General features: G+C 40.6%; 18 protein-coding genes, 1 pseudogene and 1 riboswitch. Of the genes and pseudogenes, 17 read left to right on the forward strand and 2 right to left on the reverse strand.

All coding sequences use genetic code 11. The features are described from left to right. Window position 1: 1 nt before the first annotated feature. On the reverse strand, window positions 2-1,270 hold the full coding sequence (locus tag HMPREF2571_RS00860) for a nucleobase:cation symporter-2 family protein (protein WP_070846996.1): 1,269 nt from the start codon (window positions 1,268-1,270) through the stop codon (window positions 2-4). Further along, window positions 1,270-1,851, reverse strand: coding sequence for a xanthine phosphoribosyltransferase (locus HMPREF2571_RS00865; RefSeq protein WP_013990393.1), 582 nt, complete (start codon window positions 1,849-1,851; stop codon window positions 1,270-1,272). Before HMPREF2571_RS00865 ends, HMPREF2571_RS00860 begins: the two co-directional genes overlap by 1 nt. 147 nt (window positions 1,852-1,998) lie before the next feature. Then, window positions 1,999-2,094: riboswitch (purine riboswitch) on the reverse strand. Window positions 2,095-2,299: 205 nt separating this feature from the next. Between HMPREF2571_RS00865 and HMPREF2571_RS00870 the strand changes: the two genes are divergently transcribed. From HMPREF2571_RS00870 to HMPREF2571_RS00950, 17 genes and pseudogenes are all read left to right on the forward strand, one after another. Next, window positions 2,300-2,980 (forward strand): response regulator transcription factor, encoded by a 681-nt coding sequence (locus HMPREF2571_RS00870; protein ID WP_013990394.1) that lies wholly within the window; start codon window positions 2,300-2,302, stop codon window positions 2,978-2,980. Continuing rightward, window positions 2,970-3,947, forward strand: coding sequence for a sensor histidine kinase (locus HMPREF2571_RS00875; RefSeq protein WP_041817203.1), 978 nt, complete (start codon window positions 2,970-2,972; stop codon window positions 3,945-3,947). The genes HMPREF2571_RS00870 and HMPREF2571_RS00875 overlap by 11 nt, the downstream gene beginning before the upstream one ends. Window positions 3,948-4,088: 141 nt before the next feature. Beyond that, the gene (locus HMPREF2571_RS00880; protein WP_013990396.1) at window positions 4,089-4,847 is read left to right on the forward strand and encodes an ABC transporter ATP-binding protein; all 759 of its coding nucleotides are present in this window, start codon (window positions 4,089-4,091) and stop codon (window positions 4,845-4,847) included. Window position 4,848: 1 nt separating this feature from the next. Continuing rightward, window positions 4,849-6,849, forward strand: a complete 2,001-nt coding sequence (locus HMPREF2571_RS00885; protein WP_013990397.1) for an ABC transporter permease — start codon at window positions 4,849-4,851, stop codon at window positions 6,847-6,849. Window positions 6,850-6,933: 84 nt separating this feature from the next. Further along, window positions 6,934-7,428 carry a YkgJ family cysteine cluster protein gene (locus HMPREF2571_RS00890; RefSeq protein WP_002885314.1) on the forward strand — a complete coding sequence of 165 codons (495 nt, stop codon included), beginning with the start codon at window positions 6,934-6,936 and terminating at the stop codon, window positions 7,426-7,428. 12 nt (window positions 7,429-7,440) lie between these two features. Further along, the gene (locus HMPREF2571_RS00895) at window positions 7,441-8,106 is read left to right on the forward strand and encodes a hypothetical protein (RefSeq protein WP_070846998.1); all 666 of its coding nucleotides are present in this window, start codon (window positions 7,441-7,443) and stop codon (window positions 8,104-8,106) included. A 136-nt stretch (window positions 8,107-8,242) separates the two neighbouring features. Beyond that, window positions 8,243-8,920 (forward strand): hypothetical protein, encoded by a 678-nt coding sequence (locus HMPREF2571_RS00900; protein WP_070847000.1) that lies wholly within the window; start codon window positions 8,243-8,245, stop codon window positions 8,918-8,920. Between the two features lie 70 nt (window positions 8,921-8,990). Next, window positions 8,991-9,872 carry an ABC transporter ATP-binding protein gene (locus HMPREF2571_RS00905; protein WP_070847002.1) on the forward strand — a complete coding sequence of 294 codons (882 nt, stop codon included), beginning with the start codon at window positions 8,991-8,993 and terminating at the stop codon, window positions 9,870-9,872. After that, window positions 9,869-10,606 (forward strand): ABC transporter permease, encoded by a 738-nt coding sequence (locus tag HMPREF2571_RS00910; RefSeq protein WP_070847004.1) that lies wholly within the window; start codon window positions 9,869-9,871, stop codon window positions 10,604-10,606. Before HMPREF2571_RS00905 ends, HMPREF2571_RS00910 begins: the two co-directional genes overlap by 4 nt. 10 nt (window positions 10,607-10,616) lie before the next feature. After that, a pseudogene (locus HMPREF2571_RS00915) lies at window positions 10,617-11,042 on the forward strand (cytidine deaminase). A 166-nt stretch (window positions 11,043-11,208) separates the two neighbouring features. After that, entirely contained in the window at window positions 11,209-12,144 is a 936-nt protein-coding gene (locus HMPREF2571_RS00920; RefSeq protein WP_013990402.1) for a bile acid:sodium symporter family protein, read from the forward strand. 280 nt (window positions 12,145-12,424) lie between these two features. Next, entirely contained in the window at window positions 12,425-12,634 is a 210-nt protein-coding gene (locus HMPREF2571_RS00925) for a hypothetical protein (RefSeq protein WP_070847007.1), read from the forward strand. A 10-nt stretch (window positions 12,635-12,644) separates the two neighbouring features. Beyond that, window positions 12,645-12,824 carry a hypothetical protein gene (locus HMPREF2571_RS00930; protein WP_049553607.1) on the forward strand — a complete coding sequence of 60 codons (180 nt, stop codon included), beginning with the start codon at window positions 12,645-12,647 and terminating at the stop codon, window positions 12,822-12,824. Next, complete coding sequence (locus HMPREF2571_RS00935; RefSeq protein WP_070847009.1) at window positions 12,817-13,698, forward strand: ABC transporter ATP-binding protein; 882 nt, start codon at window positions 12,817-12,819, stop codon at window positions 13,696-13,698. The genes HMPREF2571_RS00930 and HMPREF2571_RS00935 overlap by 8 nt, the downstream gene beginning before the upstream one ends. Beyond that, window positions 13,695-14,432, forward strand: a complete 738-nt coding sequence (locus HMPREF2571_RS00940) for an ABC transporter permease (RefSeq protein ID WP_022496329.1) — start codon at window positions 13,695-13,697, stop codon at window positions 14,430-14,432. Before HMPREF2571_RS00935 ends, HMPREF2571_RS00940 begins: the two co-directional genes overlap by 4 nt. Next, window positions 14,425-15,507 (forward strand): sensor histidine kinase, encoded by a 1,083-nt coding sequence (locus tag HMPREF2571_RS00945; RefSeq protein ID WP_049546122.1) that lies wholly within the window; start codon window positions 14,425-14,427, stop codon window positions 15,505-15,507. Before HMPREF2571_RS00940 ends, HMPREF2571_RS00945 begins: the two co-directional genes overlap by 8 nt. Further along, on the forward strand, window positions 15,504-16,106 hold the full coding sequence (locus HMPREF2571_RS00950) for a response regulator transcription factor (protein WP_070847011.1): 603 nt from the start codon (window positions 15,504-15,506) through the stop codon (window positions 16,104-16,106). Before HMPREF2571_RS00945 ends, HMPREF2571_RS00950 begins: the two co-directional genes overlap by 4 nt. Window positions 16,107-16,221 lie beyond the last annotated feature (115 nt).

The raw sequence follows: 16,221 nt of genomic DNA on the forward strand, positions 1-16,221 counted from the left end.
GTTATTTTTCTTTTTTGTTATGGTTCAAAATGGCATTGAGGACGATGGCAAGCAAGCTTGCAACCACGATACCGTTTGAGAAGAACATTTGGAAAGCATTTGGTAGGCTGTTGAAGAGGTTGCTACCGTTAAGACCAACCCCTGCAGCAATTGATACTGCAGCAATCAAGAAGTTGTGTTCGTTGTTGGCGAAATCAACACGCGCCAAGATTTGCATCCCTTGGATAGAAACAAAACCGAACATGACAAGCATTGCACCACCAAGGACTGGGCTTGGGATGATTTGTGCCAAGGCACCAAACTTAGGAAGGAGTCCAAGAAGAACAAGGAAACCAGCGGCATAGTAGATTGGCAAGCGAGTCTTAATACCTGACAACTTCACAAGACCAACGTTTTGTGAAAAACCAGTGTATGGGAAGGTGTTAAAGAGTCCACCAAGGAGAACAGCCAAACCTTCAGCGCGGTATCCGTTACGAAGGCGAGTGCTATCGAGTGGTTCTTTGGTAATATCAGAGAGGGCCAAGTAAACCCCAGTTGATTCAACCATAGACACAGTAGCGATAATACACATCATAATGATTGATGACAACTCAAACTTAGGTACCCCGAAGTAGAATGGCGTTGGCACGTGGACAATAGGTGCCGCAGCTACTGGTGAGAAGTCAACCAAGCCCATGCTTGCTGCGATAGCAGTACCGACAACCAAACCGATCAAGATTGAGATGGATTTGATAAATCCTTTGGTGAAAATATTAACCAAGAGGATGATGAGAACCGTGATAGCGGCAAGGAAGAGGCTTTGACCAGTTGGTTTATCAACATTGTTTCCCATATTTCCGATAGCGACAGGGATGAGGGTCAAACCAATAGTTGTGATGACTGATCCTGTAACGATCGAAGGGAAGAGATTGGCCACTTTTGAAAAGACGCCAGAAACGAGGATAACATAAATCCCTGAAACGATAAGGGCACCAAACATAGCACCGCTACCGTATTTCTCACCAATCATAATAAGTGGTGCTACTGATTGGAAGGCAACCCCGAGAACAACTGGAAGACCGATACCGAAGTATTTATTAAGTTGAAGTTGGAGGAAGGTTGCTACACCACACATGAAAATGTCGGTTGAAATCAAGTAGGTTAATTCATGAGCTGAATACCCCAAGGCTCCAGCAATCATGATTGGCACCAGGATTGATCCCGAGTACATGGCAAGTAGGTGTTGCAGTCCTAGGACCGCTGCCTGCGAGTGTTTCTCTTTGTTTTGCATTAGATGTCTGCCTCCTTAAATACGACCTGACCATTTTCAAAACGATCCAAACGAGCAAGTGAAACGACTGGGTAGCCAGCTTCTTCCAGAAGGGCACGACCATCTTGGAAAGATTTCTCAATAACGATACCAACCGCTTCAACGTGTGCACCAGCTTCTTCAATGATTTGAATCAAGCCTTTGGCAGCTTGGCCGTTAGCTAGAAAGTCATCAACGATGAGGACCTTATCTTCAGGAGTGAGGAACTTGCTTGCGATAGAGACAGTACTAGTCACCTGCTTAGTGAAGGAGTAGACCTCAGCAGTGAGAATCCCTTCATTCATGGTGATATTTTTAGCCTTCTTAGCAAAAATCATAGGGACATCCAAGGCCTCAGCAGCATAGAGGGCTGGAGCAATACCAGATGCCTCGATAGTCACCACCTTGGTGATGCCTGCATCCTTGAACTTTTCAGCAAAGACCTTTCCAATCTCACGCATGAGGTTAAAGTCCACTTGGTGAGTGAGGAAAGAGTCAACTTTGAGGATGTTCTCCCCAAGGACATTCCCATCTTTGAGAATGCGGTCTTCCAGTAATTTCATATTACCTCCTATAAAAAATATAACTAAAGTGTAATTTGATTTTTCCCAGATTCTATTGAGACTCTGACAAAGATCAAACCATCGAATAACAGAAAAAGGCTTGCAAAGCAAGCCTTTAAAATCATAAAAAGACGATAAAATCTTTTTATGACTTTATGACTTACTCATTGTTAGGTGTTACGGCACCTTGTAGAAACGTCACGCCAATTCGTGACATAAATAAGTAATGTTCTCATTATTCGATGAAGCTGTCGTTGGTTGATGATAAACCAATATCAACTCTATAATAATACTATATTTTCTTTGAAGACTCAAAGGATTTTTCCTATGAAAACGCACTATTTTAAAAGTTGGAAAATTCAATCTAACATTATTGTAAGATTTGCTGAGAATGGTCGTTTCTTATAGCATTTCTGTTATAATAGTGGGAAATGAAAGAGGTAGAGTTATGCATAAGATTTTATTAGTGGAGGACGACGAGGTTATCCGTCAACAAGTCAAAAAAATACTAGAACAGTGGGGTTACGAAGTTGTTCTTGTTGAAGATTTCATGGAAGTATTATCTATTTTTGTAAAAGTAGAACCCCACTTGGTTCTCATGGATATTGGTTTACCTCTATTCAATGGTTATCATTGGTGTCAGGAAATTCGTAAGGTCTCCAAGGTGCCTATTATGTTCTTGTCTTCGAGAGATCAGGCCATGGATATCGTTATGGCAATCAATATGGGCGGGGACGACTTTGTGACTAAACCTTTTGACCAAAATGTTCTCCTAGCAAAAATTCAAGGGCTTTTGCGTCGTTCTTATGAGTTCGGTAAGGATCAGAGTCTCTTGGAATATATGGGTGTAATTCTGAACCTTAAGACCATGGATTTAGTTTATCAGGGAGAGGTCGTTTCTTTGACAAAGAACGAGTTTCAGATTTTACAAGTTCTCTTCGACCATGCTGGTAATATCGTTAGTCGGGAAGACCTCATGAAGGAGCTTTGGAATAGTGACTTCTTTATTGATGATAATACCTTGTCTGTAAATGTAGCTCGTTTACGTAAGAAGTTAGAGGCAGTGGGTTTGAAGGATTTTATTGAAACCAAGAAAGGTGTTGGCTACGGGTTACGTCATGATGGGTAAGTGTCAATTTATCAAATACCATATTAGGTCTCGTCTGACTTTCTATCTTTTGTTCGCCTTTAATGGAATCATATTGGTCTTGTTTGCCTTTTTATTTGAAGAGGCGGCAGATATTCTTTATTACGCCTTGACCATAATGACATTTGTGACTATCATCATGGTTATTTGGGACTTGGTTCGCTCCTATCACTCTTATAACTTAGCCTTTCTCTATGAGGAAATCACACCATCAAGTCCTTTGGAATTTTACCTGGCCCAAGCTTTGGAAAGTGCTAGGGAGAGCCAGATGTCTCAGACTGAGGAGGAGCGTAAGCGCTATACAGATTTGATGGACTACTATACCCTTTGGGTGCATCAAATCAAGACGCCAATAGCAGCCAGTCAATTATTGTTAGGGGATGTTACAGATAGTAAAACGAGGGCTCTCTTGGAGCAAGAGATCTTCAAGATTGATGCCTACACCAATCTGGTCTTGCAGTATTTACGTTTGGAAAACTTTCATGATGATTTGCAGTTGAGGCAGGTTGCATTAGCCCCCTTGGTTAAAGAAGTTGTTAAAAAGCATAGCATTTTCTTTATTCAAAAAGGATTAACTATTAATCTACATGACTTGGATGTTGAGGTCGTTACAGATGAAAAATGGCTCTTGGTTATCATAGAGCAGGTCTTATCAAATAGTTTGAAGTACACAAAGAGTGGTGGCATTGACATTTACTTCAAAGATAATAGGCTTTATCTTAAAGATTCTGGGATTGGTATCAAGGATAGTGATATATTACGTGTCTTTGAGCGTGGTTTTTCAGGTTACAATGGCCGCTTGACTCAGCAGTCGTCTGGACTGGGACTCTATCTTTCTAAGAAAATTGCTGATCAGCTTGGACATGATATTAGTATTAGCTCTCAAGTGGGACAAGGAACCACCGTTTCCATTCATTTTCAAAAGCAGAAGTTGGCTATTGATTACTAACTTACAAAAGTGTAAGAAATAAGACCAGAAATGAAAGCAAGGGTTATGGTTGTAGCCCTGCTTTTTCTATAAAATGGTATCAGAAGTTAAGTAAGAGGTTCCTAAAATCTCTTCCAAATCTATTAAGTAAAGGAGCTTATTATGACATTACTAGATGTTCAACATGTTAAAAAAATCTATAAAACACGATTCAAAGGAAACCAGGTTGAAGCCCTTAAAGATATCCATTTTACGGTTGAAAAGGGTGAATATGTTGCAATCATGGGTGAGTCCGGCTCAGGAAAATCAACCCTACTCAACATCCTTGCCATGCTTGATAAACCAACAGCAGGGCGTGTCTATCTTAATGGTATGGACACAGCAACTATCAAAAACAAGGATGCTTCCAGTTTCCGTCGTGAAAAATTGGGGTTTGTTTTCCAGGATTTCAATCTTTTAGATACCCTATCGGTTAAAGATAATATTTTGCTACCTTTAGTCCTTTCTCGACGCCCACTTAAGCAAATGATGACACAAGTAGATGCAATCAGTCGTCAACTGGGAATTCATTCCTTACTGGAGAAGTACCCTTATGAAATTTCAGGTGGCCAAAAGCAAAGGGTTGCAGTTGCGCGTGCAATCATTACTAAACCAGAAATCCTTTTAGCAGATGAGCCAACAGGTGCCTTGGATTCTAAATCTTCAGCGGCGCTCTTGGATGTCTTCGATGCTATTAATGCCAGCGGTCAGACCATTCTTATGGTAACTCACTCGACGGCTGCCGCCAGTCGTGCGAAGCGTGTTTTGTTTATCAAGGATGGAATTCTTTATAATCAAATCTTCAAAGGAGATAAGTCTGAACATCAAATGTTCCAGGAAATTTCCGATACACTAACTGCAATGGCAAGTGAGGTGAACTAATATGTTTCGTCTAACCAATAGACTGGCTTTGTCCAATCTCATAAAAAATCGTAAGCTTTATTATCCTTTTGCTTTAGCAACAATTCTGGCTATTGCTATTACCTATATTTTTACATCTTTAACGCTTAATCCACATCTGGATGACTTAACTGGGTCAGATCCTATCAAGATGGTTTTGGGGATGGGACTTGTGATTGTCGCCCTCTCTTCTGGAATTATTGTTCTTTATGCCAATAGCTTTGTTATGAAAAATCGTTCAAAGGAGCTTGGTCTCTATAGTATGCTAGGCTTAGAGAAGCGTCACCTCTTTAGTATGATTCTAAAAGAAACGGTGATTATGGGTTTTGTGACTCTGCTTCTAGGTATAGGTGTGGGGGCACTATTTGATAAACTCATTTACGCTTTTCTTCAAAGGCTTATCGGAGAAGGTACCGGTTTGGTTTCGACCTTTCAAGTAATGACAATTCCTATTGTTCTTGTCATCTTTGCTTGTATCTTTAGTTGGTTGGTTTTGGTAAATGGTTTTCGATTGCTACGGCTAAATCCTTTACAATTAACTAAAGATGGCCTTAAGGGTGAAAAAAAGGGACGGTTCCTAGTTATTCAAACCCTGTTGGGACTCGGGGCTATGGGATATGGTTACTACCTTGCTCTTTCTGTTCAGAATCCAGTAATAGCTATTATGAGTTTTTTCTTGGCTGTTTTACTAGTTATTCTAGGGACTTACCTTCTCTTTAATGCCGGGACAACAGTAGTTCTGCAACTCTTGAAAAAGAAGAAAAGCTACTATTACAAGCCTAATAATATGATTTCCACTTCCAACCTTGTCTTTCGAATGAAGAAAAATGCAGTTGGACTGGCGACTATTGCTATCCTCTCAAGTATGGTTTTGGTGACGCTTGTAGGAGCTGCTAGTATCTATGCTGGGAAAAAAGACTATCTAGTGAGTGCTGCTCCACATGATTATTCAGTTTCGGGCAATAAAGTTGACCTTACAAGCACTAAAAAGCTTATGGATGATTTCTTAATCAAAACAGGTGAGCAAGCAAATGAAGAAGTAGCTGTCTCTTATCTTTTGTTTGGTATAAAAAATCAAGAAACTAATAAGTTAACCGTTTTTACTAAAAATGAAAGAAAAGTTGTTCCAAAATCAATTGTTCTGGTCTTCTCTCAAGAAACCTTTAAGCAATTGACAGGGAAAGAACTCAATCTCAGTTCTAATCAAATTGCCTTATACACTAAGAATAAAACATTGAAGACGCAAAAGAGTCTGTCAATAGATGGTAAGAACTACCAGATTCATAGGCAAATTGGTGACTTTATCAATAAAAAAGTACCAAATATCTATAAGATTATTGTGTCAGATTATAGTTACTTAGTTGTACCAGATATCAAGATTTTTGAGTCATCAATGAAAGGGACATCAATAGCGCAAGCTACTTATGTTGGTGTTAACGTCAAGGACCCTACACATGATGCCAAGAAAAATTTAGATTTGCTAGACCAAATAGCAGGTGAAGCAACAAAACAGTTAGCTGGACAAACTACAGGTGTCCCTGAGTCTTACTTCTCTGCAAACAGCCGATATGATGCAGAAGGGATGGTAAATGGCTTTGTTGGCGGAACCTTCTTTATTGGTATCTTCCTATCCATCATCTTCATGCTTGGCACAGTTCTTGTGATTTACTATAAACAGATTTCCGAAGGTTATGAGGATCGTGAGCGCTTTGTTATTCTTCAAAAGATTGGTTTGGACGACCTTCAAGTCAAGCAAACCATTCGTAAGCAAGTTCTTACCGTCTTCTTCCTCCCTTTGATTTTTGCCTTTATTCACTTGGCCTTTGCTTATCATATGATCAGTTTGATTGTGCGTATCATTGGAGTTCTCAATCCAGATCTTATGTTAGTGGTCACTATCATTGTTTGTGGTGTTTTCTTCCTAGCTTATATCATGGTTTTCGTCCTAACGTCGCGTTCTTATCGTAGAATCGTATCAATGTGACTTACATAGAGTCTAGTTCAAGCTAGGCTCTATTTCTTTTATGCTATAATAGATGACAGAATTATAAATTATCGGAGAAAACACATGTCACAGACTATTGATGTCAAACGTTATGAGGAGTTGGCACGTCAGAAGCAGGGGGAGCATCGTAAGTTTCTCGCACAGCTCAAGAAGAAGGCACCTAAAAATTTAGATAAGATTGTTCAACAGGTGCACAATGAAGTCTTTCAAGAAATTGATTGTACCCAGTGTGCAAATTGCTGTAAGACGCTAGGACCAGATTTCACAGAGCAGGACATCACTCGCATTGCCAAGCATTTTCGCATGAAGTTACCTGCCTTTGAGGAGATGTACTTGCAGGTAGATGAGGATGGCGATAAAGTCTTCAAGTCTATGCCTTGTCCATTTTTGGGGCCGGATAATCTCTGTGATATCTATGATGTCCGCCCCAAGGCTTGTGCAGCTTTTCCTCACACGGATCGTAAGAAAATCTATCAGATTAATCATCTGACCATCAAAAATACGCTATTTTGTCCAGCAGCCTACCTTTTTGTAGAAAAACTCAAGGACAGGATTTAGAAAGGACTTGTTATGAAACGCTTTAATGCAGGTGTTATTACCTTACTTATCATTGCTGCCTATTTTATCGCAACAGCTTTTATTCCAGATTTGTATTTGGCTTTTAATTATAAGTTGATTTTAGCCTTGCTTTTTGTGCTTTTGAGCTGGCAATCTAAGGGGAAATTTCTCTTTTTCTTGGGGATGGCTTTTCTGTCGACCTATATCCATGACCTATTCAGATTGGACTATTCAGAATGGACACTCTTTGTAGGGATTCTTATCTTGGGGATTGCAGTGGACCGTTTGAGCAAGCCAAGTTATAAGAAAAAATTCTCTTACAAGGTGTCTAAAGAACATGAGCGAGAAATTTTTGCTAAGACTCTTTTTTCAGAGTCTGTGCAAGTGGTGACTTCTCAAAACCTCGAAACTGTCTATGCCAATGCTGATTTTGGGCGTTTGACCTTGGATTTGCGTCAGGCTCAGTTTATGACGGACCGACCTCAGATTGTGGTTCAGGCCAATTTTTCTCAGGTCATCATTCGAGTACCCAAGGATTGGCAAGTGGATACACACGGGCTTCATACAAGCCTAGCAGGAGTGAAAGGCTACGATAGTCTAGGAGAGCGAGAGTTATCAAGCACTACAGTTTCTCTAACAGGCTCAGTATCCTTTGGACAAGTAACTGTCAAACATTGAAAATAATGAAAGAGCGAAAGCTCTTTTTTTCTTGCAAATCCTTCTTGTATAGCATTGAATACGGTTACAAATAGTGCTATACTGGTAGTGAAAATAATGAGAAAATTGCAATCATTTACTAGAAAGGAGTTTTCTTATGGAACGATTTAATCTTCGGTCCTTCTTGTTGTTTTTACTAGCAGCTTGTTTTATCGCTAGTGCCTTTATTCCAGATTTTTGGATCATGGTCAACTATAATCTGGTCTTCTTCGTGGCTTTCTTTTGTTTTGGTATCTTGAATAGGCGACCTCTCCTTATTTTTCTTGGTTTGGCCTTCTTATCACCCTATGTTCATGACTTGTTAAATCTCGACTTTGCACAGTGGAATCTCTTTAGCGGTATCTTTCTAATAGGTTTGGCTTTAGAGTTGCTCTATGGCCGTAGTCAAAAGAAGGGTCTCACTAAAGACTATAAGGTCAATAAGAACGACCAAGAAGGACCACATATTTCTGTTAAGACATATATGGCTGAGGATAGGTATCGGATTTATTCTCAAGAAGTCGAAACGGTTGATATGAATATGGCTTTCGGTGAGCTGTGGCTGGATTTGAGTCAAGCCAGCTTTGCATCAAGTCAGGTAGCAGTTCATCTTGATGCTAAGTTTGGTGAAGTTCATATTCGACTTCCTCATGGTTGTGTTATGGACACCACTGGAATCTCACATCCCCTATCATCTGTGAAGGTGGATCGTTTTGAATCTGATTTAGAGCAAGTTGAAACGAGACTTCATCTGAGCGGAAGTCTCTTCTGTACGGAGTTGGAAGTGGAGTATTAAGGGAGTCCAATGATATCAGCTCTATTGTCAATTAGCATGGTTCCTATACAAAAGAAAGGAAATCACAGGTATGAGTGAAACGGTTATTCAAGTCACATCCCTTGGAAAACGCATCAAGGGAAAGACCATTTTAGAGGAGATTAGTTTTGAAATAAACAAGGGCGATTGTGTGGCCTTGATTGGACCTAATGGGGCGGGTAAGACTGTCCTGATGTCCTGTATTCTTGGTGATAAAAAGCCCAGCAGTGGTCAGGTCCTCATTGATGGTAAGGCAGGTAAGGCCAAAAATAAAATTGCGGTTCTCCTTCAGGAAAATACCATTCCAAATAGTTTGAAAGTGGAAGAGCTGATTGCCTTCTTCCAATCTATTTCTGATAATCCCTTGACCAATCAAGAGGTTCAGAAACTCCTGCAATTTAAGGAAGACCAGTACCAGCAGTTTGCGGACAAACTCTCAGGTGGGCAAAGACGTCTTCTGGCTTTTGTCCTTTGTTTGATTGATAGACCTAAAATCCTCTTTTTGGACGAACCGACAGCGGGTATGGATACCTCGACTCGTCAGCGTTTCTGGGAGATTGTTAATGATTTGAAAAAATCAGGTGTGACCATTCTCTATTCCTCTCACTATATCGAAGAAGTGGAACACACAGCTGACCGTATCTTAGTCCTGCATCAGGGAAAACTCATCAGAGATACCACGCCATACGCTATGCGACACGAAGAGAAAGAGAAACAGGTCACTCTGCCGAGTCGTTTTGTTAGCATTGTTCAAGGTCTGCCAGACATCTATGAGATTACTGAGAAGAGAGATGTCATTAGCTTTATGACCCAAGATATTGAAAAGGTATGGCAAAGTCTTGAAAATTCGGGCTGTGGAATTTCTGATATTGAAATTCAAAATAAAACACTCTTGGATAGCCTATTTGATTCAACAAGGGAGGACAAGGCATGAAAGCATTACTAAAAATTGAATGGATAAAAACGTGGCGTAGTTGGCCAGTCTTTATCATGGGAATCGGGATACCTGTTGGCTTTTTCCTCCTTTTTTCAAGTATTTTCTCAGCGCCTACTCCAGAAGCCCAAAAAGAGTTTTTGCTATCTTATATGTTAACCATGACTGGCTTTTCTATGTCTAGTTTTGGTTTGTTCACCTTTCCCTATATGTTACAAGAGGATCGAATTGAACACTGGTTGACCTATATCGAGCATTCTAAAATCAGCATTTCGGCTTATTATCTATCTAAGATCTTTCGTGTTTTGCTGAATTTTATGGTGGCTATCATTGTGACCTTTTGTGTAGGTGCCTTTTTCCGAGATGTAGAGATGCCATTCTTTAGATGGCTAGGATCAGGTGCTCTTTTACTCTTGTCCAGTCTACTCTTTCTAGCTTTTGGTTTACTTATCGCTCAGATTAAATCTCAACAAATCATGTCTCTTGTAGCTAATATTATTTACCTTGTCTTGCCTATAGTGAGTGGTTCATGGGTTCCTATTTCCATGTTCCCTAAGTGGGTTCAAAGCATCTCTGAGTGGACACCTGTCTATCATGTCAATGAGTTGGTCGTTAATTTTGCTATCAATGGGAAATTTTCATGGAAATCACTTTTGTTTATTTTGGCTTATACGGCAGTATCAATAGTGCTTGCACTCTTTATCAAGTCTCATAGAGAAAGTGATCGAGGTTAAGGGAGAAATAATGGATATTTGGCAGAAAATGTATGAAAAGGCTCAAGCTTTGTATCAGCCACAGGAAGTCTCAGACTTTGTCTATGCTAGACATGTTGTGGCTGCCGTTGAGGCTGAAGATGGGCAAATTTTCACGGGCTTTTGTATGGAAGGAACGTGTGGTGTTTTCCATCTATGTGCCGAAAGAGCTGCCCTTTTCAATATGTATCAAGAAACTGGTCAAACTAAAGTTAAGCGTATTATCGCCTTTCGTGACCAGCCACCTCATGGTGGACCGTCTGGCATGCCTTGTGGAGCTTGTCGCGAATTTTTAATGGAACTGCATCCTGACAATCGTAATTTAGAGTTCATGGTTGACTACGAAACACGTCAGACCATTACTTTGGGCTAATTGTTGCCACTGTGGTGGGGAGAAGAACGGGCTCAACAATTTTAAGAAAAGTCGCAAGACAAGGCTTAAGGTTTATAGAAATCGCAAAATCCTCGCATGTTAAGTGTGAGGATTTATTTTTTGAAATTAATTTCAGAAAATTCGAAATTTACCTTGAAATTCAAAATGAAAGTGCTATACTATATCGTGAAAATAGAAAGAAGGTTTCATTATGGAGTCACTTGTATCTTTTAGTAAATGGCTCAGCAAATGGTTTACTGTAGCTGTTATCCTCTGGGCGGCCTTTAACTACGCCCTTCCTGCAACTAGTAGTTGGGTCATTCCCAATACGGCTTATCTGCTTGGTTTGATTCTCTTTGGTATGGGCCTTACCTTGACAACTGAAGATTTTAAACGTATTGCTAAGCGTCCAATTCCAGTTGTCCTTGGGACTGTTGCCCACTATGTCATCATGCCTGGTTTGGCTTGGTTGCTTTGTATGATTTTCCATCTTAAGGGTGCGACAGCAGCAGGGGTTATACTTGTTGGCTCTTGTCCAAGTGGGACTTCATCTAGTGTCATGGCCTTCCTTTCAGGTGGGGATGTTGCCTTGGATGTCTCTATTGAAACCCTCTCAACTCTCTTGGCACCACTCATGATTCCAACCCTCTTGTCATTCTTGGCTGGTCAGTACGTGAGTGTCCCTGCCCAAAGCCTCTTCCTTAGTACCTTGCGTATCGTGGTTGTCCCTATTATCTTGGGTGTACTCGTTCACTCAATCTTTGGTAAAAAAATTGATGCCATCATCAAAATTATGCCTTTGATTTCTCAAGCTGCCATCCTATTGATCGTTGGAGCAGTGGTTTCTGCCAACCATGCTAATATTTTTACAGCAGCGACAGCCCTTGTCATTCCAGTCGTTATGCTCCATAACCTTTGTGGTTATGCCCTTGGTTTTGGATTTTCAAAAATCCTTGGTTTGGAAGAACCCCAACAAAAAGCCATTACCTTCGAAGTGGGAATGCAAGACTCAAGTCTTGGAGCAACCCTTGCTATGAAATATTTCGTGCCACAAGCTGCTATCCCATCAACTATCTTTAGTATTTGGCACAATATCTCAGGTTCCATCCTCTCATCATGGTGGAAGAACCATTCAAAAAATAATTAATAAGATAATGAAAAGCTGACCTTGGGTCGGCTTTTTTTCTTGATACAGAATTTTAAGATTTTCTCCAAAAAGATTGTTATGTCATGCTTTGAAGAATTTTTAGCTCATGGTTCATTTGAAATAGTTTATCTATCTCTTGGGTCTGACCTTAGGTCGGCTTTTTTACGTCACATGACAAATGTCATGTCATGTCATGACATCTGGTGCTAAAAAGAGAATGACCAAAAAGATATACTTTAGTCATAACTTAGAAATAATAAAAAACGAAAGAGGTCATCTCATGAAAATCAAAACATCTTACCTTATCTACGCTGTTATCGGAACTGTCTTTGCTGGACTTAGCATGTTTACTGACATCTTTGAAAAAGGGAACTTTGAAGCTATCTTCTCAAATTTGGGTCTGATTATTGGCTTGTCTATCTCAGCCTACATTCTCATCACTATGGCTAAAAGTTTTATCGACCTTGTCATTAAAGAATTGAAAAACTAGGAGGCCCAGTATGAAATTATTGAAAATACTAAGTATCATGCTCCTAGCGGTAATTTGGACCATCCTCTTTGCCTATGTCCTACTTCATGGCAGCAGTGATATTCTCTACAGTGTTATGGGTGTCTCAGTTGCAGCTTGTTATGTCTTTTTAGCCTTTTACCAAAAGAAAGGAAATCACAAACATGAGTGAAGCAATCCTTCAAGTCACAAATCTTGTCAAAAAAATCAAAGGAAAAACAATTTTAGACCATATTAGCTTTGAGGTGGGACAAGGAGACTGTCTTGCCTTAATCGGGCCCAACGGTGCTGGTAAAACGACCTTAATGTCCTGCATTCTTGGTGATAAGAAAGCCAGTAGCGGTCAAGTCTTTATCAAGGGCAAAAAGGGAAAAGCGCAAGATCAAATTGCTGTTCTCCTTCAAGAAAATACCATTCCCTCACAACTAAGAGTTAAGGAACTGATTGCTTTTTTCCAAGATATTTCTGAAAATGGCTTATCTAAAGAAGAGATACAAGCACTCTTACACTTCAAAGACGACCAGTATCAGCAGTTCGCGGACAAACTCTCAGGAGGACAAAAACGTCTTCTTGCCTTTGTTCTCTGTCTTATTGGCAAGCCTGACATTCTCTTTTTAGATGAACCGACAGCAGGGATGGACACTACGACACGCCAACGCTTTTGGGAAATCATCAATGATCTGAAAAAGTCAGGTGTGACTGTTCTTTATTCGTCCCACTATATCGAAGAAGTCGAGCACACAGCTGACCGCATTTTGGTTCTTCATCAGGGAAAACTCATTAGGGATACTACGCCACATGCTATGCGTAGCGAAGAAAAGGAAAAGCAAGTCACCTTACCAAGTCGCTTTGCGCCAAGTCTTGACAAACTGGCAGCAATTTATGATGTGACTGAAAAACGTGATGTTGTAACCTTTATGACTAAAGATATTGAAAGTGTATGGAGTAGTTTACAAGCTCTAGGCTGTCGCATTTCTGACATTGAAATTCAAAACAAGACACTTTTAGATAGCCTATTTGATAGCACAAGGGAGGACAAGTCATGAAAGCACTACTTAAAATCGAATGGATAAAAACATGGCGCAGTTGGCCAGTCTTCATCATGTCCATCGGAATGCCCGTCGGATTCTTCCTCTTGTATTCAGGTATGGAAATGAGTCCTGACCCTGAATCACAAAAAGCCTTTATCTTGTCCTATATGTTGACCATGACTGGATTTTCTATGTCTAGCTTTGGTTTCTTTACCTTCCCCTACATGCTTAGAGAGGATCAAACCGATCATTGGCTAACCTACATCGAACATTCAAAAATCAGTATTCAGTCCTATTACCTCTCTAAGATTTTCCGAGTTCTTATGAACTTTATGGTTGCTATCCTAGTGACTTTCTGTGTGGGAGCTTTTGTGCGTGATGTTAAGATGCCATTATCACATTGGCTTGGTTCAGGGGCTCTTTTACTCTTGTCAAGCCTAGTCTTCCTATCCTTTGGCTTGCTCCTTGCCCAAATTAAGTCTCAACAAATCATGGCTATCGTCGGAAATATCGTCTTTCTTGGTCTTGCTATTATCGGTGGTTCTTGGATGCCAGTAACCATGTTTCCAAAATGGGTTCAGCACATTTCGGAGTGGACACCCATCTATCATATCAATCAGTTAGTAGTCAATTTCGCAAAAAAAGGGGAATTTTCATGGAAATCGCTCATTTTTATCTTGGTCTATGCTACAATAACTACAGGCTTAGCCCTTTTTATCAAATCTTACAGAGAAAGTGACCATGTTTAGAACTTACCAGAAAAATGATTTCGCTTATTTTGTTAGTCTGATTTTCCTTGTTTTCCCAATCTTAGGAGTTTTTGGCGGGTATTTTCCAGTCTGGACCCTGTTATTGACAGGTTTGTTTACCATCGCTTATCTCCTTATAGTGTATTTGAAAAAAGCTTATAGTAAGTGGATTCCCTTTCTGTGGTTTTACACTCTAGCTTACATTATCTTTATGACCTTGACCTTCCAGGGGGGGATGATGTGGTTTATTTTTTTCAACGTCAATCTTCTCGTTTGGCGCTTTGAGGATAGCATATCATCTTATCGCTTCTTATCCTTTCTAGCGACACTCTTGATTTTGACGTCATCATCCTTCCTATTGACAGACGATTTGGGTACCCACCTCATGTCTATGGCTATTCTCCTCTTTTCGTTGGGAATGTACTATTTTCAAAACCGTATACGTCAGGAGAGAAAGATGGAAGAAGCCAACCGTACCATCAATATCCTATCAGCTGAAAATGAACGTAATCGTATTGGTCGTGACTTGCACGATACCTTGGGACACACCTTTGCCATGATGAGTCTCAAAACCGAGTTGGCTCTAAAACAGATGGACAAGGAGCAGTATGATGCTGCTAGGAAGAATCTGGAAGAATTGAACCAGATTAGCCGAGACTCTATGTACGAGGTACGTGAGATTGTCAATAAGCTCAAGTACCGAACGGTGGCAGAGGAGTTACTGGAACTCGAGCGACTCTTTGACCTATCAGATATCGTCTTGGCCGTGGATAGTAGCCTTGACTTAGACAGCCTGTCACCTGTTAGCCAGTCGACCTTGTCCATGGTGCTTCGTGAACTGGCTAATAATGTCATCAAACATAGCCAGGCCGATAGCTGTCAGATTCGTCTAAGACGTGATCATGGTATTGTCCTTGAGTTTGAGGATGATGGTTGTGGCTTTGAGGAAGTCACTGGACAAGAACTACACAGTATCAGAGAGCGCCTCAGTTTGGTAGATGGAGACTTGGAAATTCTGTCTCAATCGCATCCAACCATTATTCGTGTACATTTGAAAGAGGGAGGAAAAGCATGAAATTATTAGTTGCCGAAGACCAGTCAATGTTGAGGGATGCCCTCTGCCAGCTCCTCATGTTGGAAGACGATGTCGAAGAGGTCCATGCGGCCAGCGATGGTCAAGAAGCCATTGCTCTCTTGGAAAAAGAAGAGGTCGACGTAGCCATTTTAGACATTGAAATGCCAGCTAAGACAGGCCTTGATGTCCTAGAGTGGATCCGTGCCAACCAAAGAGAAACGAAGGTCGTTATTGTGACCACCTTCAAACGAAAAGGCTATTTTAAACGAGCCCTTGCAGCCCACGTGGATGCCTACGTACTCAAAGAGCGTTCCATCAGTGACCTCATGGGGACCATCCATACCGTCCTAGCAGGTCAAAAGGAGTACTCGCCAGAGCTAGTTGAAGGTGTCGCCTTTGATAATAATCCACTCAGCCAACGTGAACAAGAAGTCTTGGCCATGGTAGCTCAAGGATCAACCAACCAAGAAATCGCCGAAAGCCTCTTTCTCTCAAATGGAACCGTCCGAAATTACATGACAGCCATCCTGACCAAACTTGATGCAGGCAATCGAACAGAAGCCGTCCGCATCGCCAAAGAAAAAGACTGGTTGGGATGAGGAGAAGTTTATAAAAGAAATTTTATTAATTAAAGGTCACCATATGGTGGCTTTTTTGTGGCTTATAATCTATCTAAACATTCACAAGCAAGCAAAGTCCAGACATGGTAAAATG

The sequence above is a fragment of the Streptococcus sp. HMSC068F04 genome (genome assembly GCF_001837455.1).
GTDB lineage: Bacteria > Bacillota > Bacilli > Lactobacillales > Streptococcaceae > Streptococcus > Streptococcus salivarius_D.

Bases quoted from the DNA above. Each gene is read 5' to 3' on its own strand.
- HMPREF2571_RS00860 (WP_070846996.1), bottom strand. From the start codon at position 1,270: ATGCAAAACAAAGAGAAACACTCGCAGGCAGCGGTCCTAGGACTGCAA.
- HMPREF2571_RS00865 (WP_013990393.1), bottom strand. From the start codon at position 1,851: ATGAAATTACTGGAAGACCGCATTCTCAAAGATGGGAATGTCCTTGGG.
- HMPREF2571_RS00870 (WP_013990394.1), top strand. From the start codon at position 2,300: ATGCATAAGATTTTATTAGTGGAGGACGACGAGGTTATCCGTCAACAA.
- HMPREF2571_RS00875 (WP_041817203.1), top strand. From the start codon at position 2,970: ATGATGGGTAAGTGTCAATTTATCAAATACCATATTAGGTCTCGTCTG.
- HMPREF2571_RS00880 (WP_013990396.1), top strand. From the start codon at position 4,089: ATGACATTACTAGATGTTCAACATGTTAAAAAAATCTATAAAACACGA.
- HMPREF2571_RS00885 (WP_013990397.1), top strand. From the start codon at position 4,849: ATGTTTCGTCTAACCAATAGACTGGCTTTGTCCAATCTCATAAAAAAT.
- HMPREF2571_RS00890 (WP_002885314.1), top strand. From the start codon at position 6,934: ATGTCACAGACTATTGATGTCAAACGTTATGAGGAGTTGGCACGTCAG.
- HMPREF2571_RS00895 (WP_070846998.1), top strand. From the start codon at position 7,441: ATGAAACGCTTTAATGCAGGTGTTATTACCTTACTTATCATTGCTGCC.
- HMPREF2571_RS00900 (WP_070847000.1), top strand. From the start codon at position 8,243: ATGGAACGATTTAATCTTCGGTCCTTCTTGTTGTTTTTACTAGCAGCT.
- HMPREF2571_RS00905 (WP_070847002.1), top strand. From the start codon at position 8,991: ATGAGTGAAACGGTTATTCAAGTCACATCCCTTGGAAAACGCATCAAG.
- HMPREF2571_RS00910 (WP_070847004.1), top strand. From the start codon at position 9,869: ATGAAAGCATTACTAAAAATTGAATGGATAAAAACGTGGCGTAGTTGG.
- HMPREF2571_RS00920 (WP_013990402.1), top strand. From the start codon at position 11,209: ATGGAGTCACTTGTATCTTTTAGTAAATGGCTCAGCAAATGGTTTACT.
- HMPREF2571_RS00925 (WP_070847007.1), top strand. From the start codon at position 12,425: ATGAAAATCAAAACATCTTACCTTATCTACGCTGTTATCGGAACTGTC.
- HMPREF2571_RS00930 (WP_049553607.1), top strand. From the start codon at position 12,645: ATGAAATTATTGAAAATACTAAGTATCATGCTCCTAGCGGTAATTTGG.
- HMPREF2571_RS00935 (WP_070847009.1), top strand. From the start codon at position 12,817: ATGAGTGAAGCAATCCTTCAAGTCACAAATCTTGTCAAAAAAATCAAA.
- HMPREF2571_RS00940 (WP_022496329.1), top strand. From the start codon at position 13,695: ATGAAAGCACTACTTAAAATCGAATGGATAAAAACATGGCGCAGTTGG.
- HMPREF2571_RS00945 (WP_049546122.1), top strand. From the start codon at position 14,425: ATGTTTAGAACTTACCAGAAAAATGATTTCGCTTATTTTGTTAGTCTG.
- HMPREF2571_RS00950 (WP_070847011.1), top strand. From the start codon at position 15,504: ATGAAATTATTAGTTGCCGAAGACCAGTCAATGTTGAGGGATGCCCTC.